The 9,675-nt window shown below is 44.4% G+C and carries 7 protein-coding genes; 4 read left to right on the forward strand and 3 right to left on the reverse strand.

The annotated features are described in order from the left end of the window. Both Q0668_RS06280 and Q0668_RS06285 read right to left on the reverse strand, forming a co-directional pair. Window positions 1–494: CHC2 zinc finger domain-containing protein (locus tag Q0668_RS06280; protein ID WP_298861466.1), on the reverse strand; the 494-nt coding region annotated here is incomplete at its 3' end. Between the two features lie 637 nt (window positions 495–1,131). After that, window positions 1,132–2,769 (reverse strand): hypothetical protein, encoded by a 1,638-nt coding sequence (locus Q0668_RS06285; protein WP_298861469.1) that lies wholly within the window; start codon window positions 2,767–2,769, stop codon window positions 1,132–1,134. 561 nt (window positions 2,770–3,330) lie between these two features. Here Q0668_RS06285 and Q0668_RS06290 point away from each other — a divergent pair. The 4 genes from Q0668_RS06290 (at window position 3,331) to Q0668_RS06305 (ending at window position 8,620) form a co-directional block, all read left to right on the forward strand. Then, window positions 3,331–4,227, forward strand: coding sequence for a DUF58 domain-containing protein (locus Q0668_RS06290; protein ID WP_298861472.1), 897 nt, complete (start codon window positions 3,331–3,333; stop codon window positions 4,225–4,227). Window positions 4,228–4,664: 437 nt separating this feature from the next. After that, window positions 4,665–5,570 (forward strand): ABC transporter ATP-binding protein, encoded by a 906-nt coding sequence (locus tag Q0668_RS06295; protein ID WP_298861475.1) that lies wholly within the window; start codon window positions 4,665–4,667, stop codon window positions 5,568–5,570. 117 nt (window positions 5,571–5,687) lie between these two features. Then, window positions 5,688–7,298, forward strand: coding sequence for a hypothetical protein (locus Q0668_RS06300; protein ID WP_298861478.1), 1,611 nt, complete (start codon window positions 5,688–5,690; stop codon window positions 7,296–7,298). Further along, window positions 7,295–8,620, forward strand: a complete 1,326-nt coding sequence (locus Q0668_RS06305) for a hypothetical protein (protein ID WP_298861481.1) — start codon at window positions 7,295–7,297, stop codon at window positions 8,618–8,620. The genes Q0668_RS06300 and Q0668_RS06305 overlap by 4 nt, the downstream gene beginning before the upstream one ends. 92 nt (window positions 8,621–8,712) lie before the next feature. Here Q0668_RS06305 and Q0668_RS06310 read toward each other — a convergent pair. Continuing rightward, on the reverse strand, window positions 8,713–9,675 hold a 963-nt coding region (locus Q0668_RS06310; RefSeq protein ID WP_298861484.1), incomplete at its 5' end, for a LamG-like jellyroll fold domain-containing protein.

Raw genomic sequence — 9,675 nt, forward strand, 5'->3', positions numbered from 1 at the left:
TGAAAGCCCAGGCGAAACTGTTTGATTGTCTCTTCGGTATATCCCCGCTCTTCCATCAAATAACGGCGTGCAGCTTCTCCCTCTTGTGTTTCCAGCAGGCAAAAGTGAAATTGCTGTTCGGCCCACTTCATCACTTCAAATAAGGTCGTTTTTTCGATCACATTCGATTGAGAAGCATGGGTGTCACGCGATGCCATCTGGGGAACTTCCAGGTGCGCCTTCTCTGCTAAGATCTTAAGAGCTTCAAAGAAACTGACATCATCATATTTTTCCACCCAGGAAAAACAGTCTCCGCCTGTACTGCAGGACCAGCAACGCCAGGTGCCACGCTCAGGATAAACAATCATGGATGGATTATGGTCGTTGTGAAACGGACAGATGCCTTTGAAATCACGACCGTTGGGAATCAATGGAATTGACTCAGACACCAGCTCTACGATGCTGGTTCTCTGGCGGACCAGTTCTTTGAAATTCTGATCAAATCCTGGTGACACCAATTTCTCCTGAACAGTTTGAAAGCAGCCCCTCTGTGTCACTTATCCATCAAATCTGGAAAGTTGACACACGTATCTCACATTAGAGTGCTTCCCTGCTCAGCTCTGCGTACTTTAATTCTACCTCATACTTTAGAGTGGTCAAGAAAATCGGTTGGAGGATTCTCCAACTAACCGGCTGCTTAAGGTCAAAATCTGCATAATGTTACAGAAATACCTAATCGCATAAGTACAAGTAAAATCTTAAACTAAACCTAACCCAACTCACTTACTCAATCCGAATCAACTCGATGATCTCTTTATGCTCTCGGATTGAAACTGGACAGTTGGCTTATATGAATTATAGGTATTATAATTACAGAAACAAGGCTGTCGTCACTGCGTCGAGAGATCAGAAGCAACACCATCGAAACCGCTAGCCTGCGCCGAGGGTTTCGGCAGCGTCTCCAAGGCCATTTGAAACGAGTATCATTGAATGAAACACGTTATGATTAAATGGGATGCGCTCTAGTGGATCTCTAAATGATCGATTTAAAGTAGAGGCTCAGAATTGCCTACCAGAAAATGGCATTCAGACTCGTGAATGTAAACACGAAAAGCATCAGTCAAAATCTCCCCCCTCACACGCGCCATGCGCTTATTCTGCTGGAGGAGTCTGTTCCGGAACCTCAGCTCTGGTAATCTGCCAAAGCGAAATATTGCCGAATTTTTCGTTACATTTAGGGCATTTTGCTTTGGAAATCCCTTTACCCGCTTTGCCTCCGATTTTCTCTTTCTTTCGGGAATCTTCGCTCACTATCAATTCGCAAGCCTGACACTGTCTCCCTGCCAGAGACAGTTCAATTTCAGAATCTGCTTCATACAAGGGAAGATTATCGTTGTCCAGGGTTTCGAACGATTCTTCGCTGTAATGACAGGTCACCTGTTTAAATTGATCAGTTAACGGGATACCTGAATCCTGCCCCAGATTAGTGAGAGAATAGAGTTCTGACATGGCCGCAAAAAACTTCCGGTACTCTGTCAAGGAAAGGGTCAAGTATTGATTCTCTTTCGCATCTTCCTGTTTGGGAAGAGCAACGGCAATCCGCCCTTTGCCAAAGACGGGTACTCCTGCAAAGACCGACTCATGGTCATACATCGTAGGAAATGCCACTCGTAGTGACGGAATCTGATCACCGTTGATCATTTGCACGCTGGCAGCAGGAATTTCGGCATCCTCTTTTTCCTCACGAAGATGCTGGGAAATTTCCGCTCTGATTTTGTCCTGCTTCTCTTTAGAAGCTCCGCCCAGCAAGCCTGATTTTACAAGTCCTAAAATCAACATTTTTTCTGGAGATACAGCCAGATCAATTGTGACAAATGACTTTTCCAGACTGTTGGGTTTCAACTTTAGTTTCGTTGGATCAACAGAGTGTAACTGAAGGTCTTTAAACCAATGTGTGTAAGCACCCGCATCCAATGTACCAGATAGAATGTCTTCATTCGTCTTAGCGGCTTCGTCAACCGGGACTTGATCTGCCGTCTCATCCTGTTTGTCAGAGATGGAAGGCACAAGATACACCACACTACAGGCAGGGCATTTACCTAAAGCACCTCGATATTCTTCACGAACTCGAATTCGGTGCCCATTCGGACAATAAACGACAATTCCCCCTTCAACTTTCCCAGACCTGCGTCGTCTTCTCTTACCAGAGCCTTTGCGGCGTTTTTTGTCTTCTTTCTCCTCTTCCATAGCAACGTTCAATAAGACGTCTCCCCCGGTCGCTATGGAATGGTCTTCAGCAGGTGTGTTTTTAATTTGCTCGGACTTTGGCTTTGCTTCTTTCTCGGTTGATGTGTCCGCTTCTGCTTCCTTTGCAGATTCCTCCCGGGCCAAAGGAATGGTTTCTATATGTTCGTCATTGCCGACAGAAAGATTAGCACTCAACTGGAAATCATCTTCAGAGGACTGATATTCCCGGACGGAGATACTCTTATCCAAATCGAAATCATCATCTCTATCATCGGTTTGGGCATCGGTTTGGGCTGTCATGGTTGCAGTAGAGGCATGAGAGTTCTCTTCAACCGGATTATTATTATCATCCGGCAATTGACTGAAGATCATCGGTGCAGGATTCTCCTGCATCTTGCGATATGCTTCAGCAATATCCTCACGCATAAACGAACCACAATTCCAGCAACGAACGAGTCCAGTCCGAACCATTTCGTTACAAAGTGGACATGGAATTTCTAACTTATTTTCGTTTTTTGCATCTGGAGTTATGTCGTTTGACATAATCAACCCCTGTCAGTGGACTAATAATTACGATAATAATTGAAAGATATTAACACGATGAATGCTTTTGCAAATTGAACTAGAATCAGTAATTGCAAATAGATAAAACCAAAAGCACTCTCAATTTATCAGAATGATTAATTTATATGAGATTGATTGAGGAAAACTCAATCAACGCTGCTGCGCATTGCCAGACTAACATAGCTACTGGGCAAATGCAGTACTGTTTTTTACTTTTCTCTTGATTATTAACTACCGTCTGCTACTACCTTTGCCAGTTGAATCAAGCAGTAGCCAACGTTCAGTTCCTTATGGTAAACCTACTCTATCTCGCTTCTAAAGCAAGTTGAAGATTTATATTATCTTAACTCTCTCTTATTACTTCATTACTTAGATTAAACAAGAACTGTAAAATGTTCAAGAGTATAGATCATTCCCCCCACCCTGAAAAATAAATTTACCAGCCCTCTCTTACCTGAACAGGAAAATTCAATCGAATGGGGACTTTCAATCGCTCTGCTGCTATAGTAAATGCGTCATGGAGAGGGGAGCTCATCACCGATGCCAAATGTGGAACAATATCTCAAACCTGAAGTCATTCAGACAGTTGCGCGTCTCGATTTGAGGGCGAAATTCATCGTCGAAGGCTTCCTTAGCGGTTTGCATGCCAGCCCCTATCATGGATTCAGCGTCGAGTTTAGTGAGCACAGACGCTATACCCAGGGAGACGACCCACGCGACATCGATTGGCAGGTTTATGCTAAAACCGACCGCTATTATATCAAAAAATATCAGGCTGAAACGAATCTCACCGGATATCTGGTACTCGATTTGTCAGAAAGCATGGCTTACACACATCGTCAGCAGCTTTCCAAATTTGACTATTCCATCTGTCTGGCAGCTTCTTTGGCCTATATGATGATTCATCAGCAAGATCCGGTAGGTCTCATCACCTTCGGCGAACAAATAAAAAATTATCTCCCCGCTCGTAGTAAACGAGGCCAACTGGGAAATATTCTTGCCATGCTGGCAAACTCACAACCCGCAGGTATGACTGAAGTTTCAAAGAATATTCAGCAAATAGCATCGATGGTCAAACATCGCAGTTTATTCATGATTTTCTCGGATTTATTAACAGATCAGAAACAAGTTTTAGACAGTCTGCAACGACTTCGCTATGCAGGACACGATGTCATCGTATTTCACGTTCTGGATGAAGCCGAGGTCTATTTCCCCTTCCAAGGAATGGTTGATTTAAAAGAACCAGAAGCAGGCGACTCGATGATTGTTGACGCTGAGGGAATGAAGGCAGACTATCTTGAAGCTTTGAATGAACTCAGAGAGACATACACTGAAAAATTACAGGCAATGGGAGTCGATTATGTCCCCCTCGATACCAGCATGCCTTTCGATAAAGCACTGATTGAATATTTATCCCAAAGAAAAGCACGCTTTTAGCTATTCGTACGATCACATTCCAGCAATATTTCTTCTGATTCGGTATTGAATTCAGGTTAAGTTGTAATGATTCGACCCTGTTTACAGGTTGGCAGGTAAGTCTTCTTGAAATCTTAACCCACTATACCTCTCTAATACCTTGCAACAGCTCGCTACCGATTTTAGAGTGTTATTCACTTCGGTTCACTGTGTTTGAAGGGAATTCTGATTGAGGGGCCCATTCATGGATGTTCGCCAGTCAGTGATCTGCTGCATTCTCTGTTTTAAATTTTCTAACTTGGAAAATTGTATTATTTCCAACAGAGTATCGTCACATATCGTACTATATTCGCAGATATTCTAGCGTTACTTTTATTGGTTCTCTTTTCAGGACTGAGAAACTGTTCTTATTTATTGGTTTTCATCTAATTAACAAACAGTGGAGCTAAGAACCGCCAATGGACAACGAGTCAGTAATTCAGATTAGCAATCTGACAAAAATCTATCGTGATTTCTGGGGCCGAAAAAAAGTTCGTGCACTCAACTCTTTAAGTCTTGAAGTAAAAAAAGGGGAGATCTTCGGACTCTTGGGCCCAAACGGTTCGGGTAAAACTACCACTCTGAAACTACTGCTCGGATTACTTTTTCCTTCAGAAGGGGAAATCAAAGTACTTGGCCAGCCGGCATCGAATGTGGAAAAGAATGAACACATCGGCTATCTGCCTGAAGAATCCTATCTATACCGCTTTTTGAATGCGGAAGAAACGCTTGATTTCTATGGACGATTATTCAAAATGTCTGCCGAAGAGCGCCGTGAGCGGTCGGCAGAACTGATCGAAAAAGTTGGCCTGGGACATGCCAAAAAACGCCAGCTGAAAGAATATTCCAAAGGCATGACCCGCCGCATTGGTTTGGCGCAAGCACTCATCAACAATCCCGATCTGGTGTTGCTGGATGAACCAACCAGTGGTCTGGATCCTCTTGGTACAGATGACATGAAGCGGATGATTCTGGAATTGAAGGCTCAGGGTAAAACCGTGCTGATGTGTAGCCACCTTCTGGCAGACGTTCAGGATGTCTGTGATCGAATCGCCATTCTGTATGGTGGTGAATTGAAAGTGATGGGACGTGTCGAAGACTTGCTGAAAGAACAGGATGAAACGCAAATCCTGACATCCCGACTGAGTGATGAGGCAATCAAGGAAATCGAACAGGTTGTTGCGAAACACAACGGAAAAGTTGGTACAATTGACCATCCAACCGCAACACTGGAATCTCTGTTCCTGAAAACGGTACAGGAAAGTAAAGAACGTCCGGGGCAACGTTTTGTTCCAGATACCCAAGAGAAAAAAGCGGCTGAGTAAGCACCATTTTTATTCCCATTTATTCTGGCTTACTCACGATCATTGACTCTGACTCTCGCTGAATTGAACAGGAGAGCAATATTTCCTATGAGATGTTATTCACAGAAGTAAATTATTATGTCTTTTGATCCTATTCCTTATGACCTGTTTGATGCTTTAAAACATTTTCTCACCGTGTTTGGAAGCACAATGTTTATCGCGTTAATTGTCTGTCTGTTGGTGGGCGTGCTCACACGTGGAGTGAAAGGAATCGGCGATGTCTTTCTGGGCATTCTAGATTTTTTCAATCAAATCACACACCTCTCCTGTCGACGCATCTGGTCACTGTCTACTTTGACGATTCGCGAATCACTGAGACAAAAAATTCTGTTTGTCTTCATCATCTTTGCAGTACTTTTCATGTTTGCAGGCTGGTTCCTGGCTGGTGCCGCTGACAGACCTGACCTGCAAATACAGTCCTATATCGATTTTGTTCTGAAAGCAATCAGCTGGCTGGTCATTCCGATTATACTGCTACTCTCTTGCTGGTCTCTGCCTGAAGACATTCGTCTGAGAACAATTCACACGGTAGTCACCAAACCCGTCTATCGAATTGAAATCGTCATCGGCAGAATGCTGGGCTTTACCCTGCTGGGAAGTGCCATCCTGCTGGTAATGGGAACCGTTGGTTATATCTGGATCAATCGGCAGGTCCCGGAAAGTGTCCAGGCGAACCTGGTCTCCAAGGTCCCCATTTATGGCGAAATCAAGTTCACTGACCGTGAAGGCGCCCCCTCAGCAGGTCTCAATGTCGGAGACATCTGGATGCACCGCAGTTATATCGAAGGAGCCACCAAAGCACGTGCAATCTTTACGTTCAAGGACATCGACGAAAGTGACGCCATTAATGACGAACTGAATCTCCAGTCTTCTTTCGAAGCATTTCGAACTCATAAAGGCAATATGGAAAAAGGAGGCATTCTCTATCAATTCATATTTGTCAACAAAGATAAAGGTCTGAGAGTTGATACCGCACCATTGATCAACAAAGAATATCTGGAAAACAGGCTGAAAATTAACCGTAAAATCATGCACGAGAGTGAAGATGGCAAAGAGAAAGTCGAAGTCGACATTTTCGATGATCTGGTTGATGACAATGGAAACCTGACCATAGAAGTCCAGTGCCTGGAAGCAGGGCAACTACTGGGTATGGCCCGCTCTGACCTTTATATTCGTACGCCCGACCATGCCTTTATATCAGGCTATTCAAAAGCCATCTTTGGAATCTGGTTACCCATGGTGTTGGTGATCATGCTGGGCGTAACGATTAGCTGCTTTGTGAAAGGACCTGTTGCTATTCTTACCACGATGACAATAGTCTTAGTCGGCTTTATGTCCAAGGAATACATGGCTGAAATTCTAAGTGGCAAAATGCAGGCATCGGGCGCCATCGAAGCTTGGTATCGCTTGATAACTCATATGAACTCGCAGACACCACTCCCTGATGGTCCCGTGAAATTCATGATTCAAATTGTTGACATGGGTATCATTAATTTCCTCTGGCTCTGTCAGCAAATCATTCCGAATTTTGGAATCTTCTCAAATATGCGGGAATACGTAATTAAAGGTTTTGATGTGTCATGGGATGCCGCACTTCTGCCAGGCATTGTCACAGTCGCGGCCTATATTCTTCCTTGTTTAATTGTTTCTTTTTATAGCTTGAAACTTCGCGAACTGGAGGCGAAATGAATAAACTCACTTCCAAACATCGTAAGCTCGCTTATGTCATTGCCATTATCGTCTTACTCATTCCTGTGATCTGGCTAGGCATGCCTTCTACAGGTGAAGAAGGCTCTGGCGGTGAGCTCGCAAAATTACGTGTCGAACATGAACTGGGTGAAAGCACATTAGGCGATGTGGACCCTTCCAGTGCATCAATGAATTTTGTCCTGCTGGGTCTCAGGGGAATTGCCACGAATCTACTGTGGATGGACGCCAATGAACATCAGAAAAAAAAGGAATGGGCCAAACTGCGTTCTACCGTGGATTCAATCATTCTCTTACAGCCTCACTATATGAAAGTCTGGGACTTCCAGGGTTGGAATCTGGCATACAATGTCTCCGCAGAATGGGACGCCGTCGAAGACCGTTATTTCTGGGTCAAAGAAGGTATCAAGTTCCTGAATGAGGGTGTAACACGCAATGAGCGATTTCCCGAACTTGACTGGAAAGTCGGAAATCTGCACGGTCAAAAAGTCGGACGTTCTGATGAATGGAGACTTTTCAGAAAATTTTATAAAGTCGATCCTGATACAGAACGATTCGAAAATGGTCCCGATCCGGAAATCAATCCCGAACGCCTCGATAACTATCAGGTTGCCAAGGAAAAGTTTCTTTTAGCAAATGAAAAAGAATTGAAACATAAACAGCATTTACAAATGAGAATGCTATTCCGATCTGCTCCCTGGCACGCCCAGTTCGATTATGCCAATGCGATGCAGCGCGAAGGAAAATTTGGAAAACAACGTACAGATGCCTGGGATCAAGGCTTCAAAGACTGGACTGCCATTTTCGGTCGAGAAGAATTTATCTCCCCTAAAGGCCCGATCGTACTCGAATGGTCCGAACCAGATATTAAGAACCTCGCAAAGCGCGATAATGTCTCCGAAGAGGATAAACGATATTGGACGGGCCGCTATCAGAATATGGTCAATTACCTTTTCTGGCGAACCCGTGCTAAATCCGAATCAGAATCCGATACGATTGATGCGCACAAGTCCCTCTATGATGGTGAGCAACTCTTCCGCAAAGCTGAGTTCGACGAAGCAAAAGCGGAACTGGAAAAAGGGATGGCGCTCTATGCCAAAGTCTTGAATAAATATCCCAGCCTCATACATGAAGATCTGGCCATTGAAGAAGGTCTACAGGCCATCATTCTCTGGAGATACATCCATGAACTCAAGGGCCTGAAATTACCCGATAGCTTCCCCTTGAAACCATTATGGATCAAAGAACAGGGACGTGTCCCCATACTGGAAAGCGAACTACGTCAAAGATTTGGAATCCAGTAATCTGAAGCTTCAGCAGTTGATAAAAGTATCAGAGCCACCCCTGGAAGCGGGTGGCTCTTTTTTTTGCTTGTTCAGAGTGATCCAAGTGTCGTTTACTCCGCACCCTTGCATAACTTTTGAATTTCATCATCAGTCAAGGCACGCCGAAAGAGTTTTAGAACTTTCATTTTCCCGTTGAAATAATCGTGAGCACCAAAACCGATCTTAAGTGGTTTTACATTTGTCAGATCATAATCACCTGGATCAAATGGGGTAGAAGTCGCTACAAGCTTACCATCGACATAGAGTTTCAGCCGATCTTTTGCTTTGACCGCGGTAATATGTCGCCATCCCGGTTTCAGGGCTGTATCGTAGGTTGCGTTTTTGCCAGCTTCAATGGAATGCACACGACCGGCGGGTAATGTTCCAGCAAACAGTCGTCCCTGAAATACAGCCATCGACCATACGCGACGATAACGCACGTCAGGAGTCATATCCAACCGACCGGTATTCGTCCAGTTGAGTCCGCCGTCATACCGATATACTTCTGCCAACGGTAATGTGCCACCATACATCTTGCCATTATAAACAACTAAAGGCATGCTCTCTTTTTCTTCTCCCAATCGACCAGCGAGTTTCCACTGATTCTTCCCCTCATAACGATATACTTCTGCATGAGGCCATTCACTTACATAGAGGTTTCCTTCGTAAACTGTAAATCCATACGTTTGAGTTGATTCCCCCACCTTTCCAGCATGCGACCAGGTCTTCCCGTTAAAGCGATAGACTGCACCTTCATCATAGCCGGTAGCATACAGGTCCCCATTATAGATAGCCAGAGATTCCACACGTTTCCCGTCTGGTACTCCACAGGAAGTCCAGCGTGTTCCTCCATCGTAACGAAAAAAAGCAGCCGGTTTATACATCGATGAGGCATACAGGTTTCCCTTATAGACGACCATTCCGTTGATCGCTTCCACTTCCGGAAGTTTACCGCAATGAATCCAGTTGCCATCTCCTTCATATCGGTAAACATTACCCCCAAAATTGGGGTTCTCAGATTCTGCTAAGGAAGA

The organism is uncultured Gimesia sp. (assembly GCF_937910335.1).
Classification (GTDB): domain Bacteria; phylum Planctomycetota; class Planctomycetia; order Planctomycetales; family Planctomycetaceae; genus Gimesia.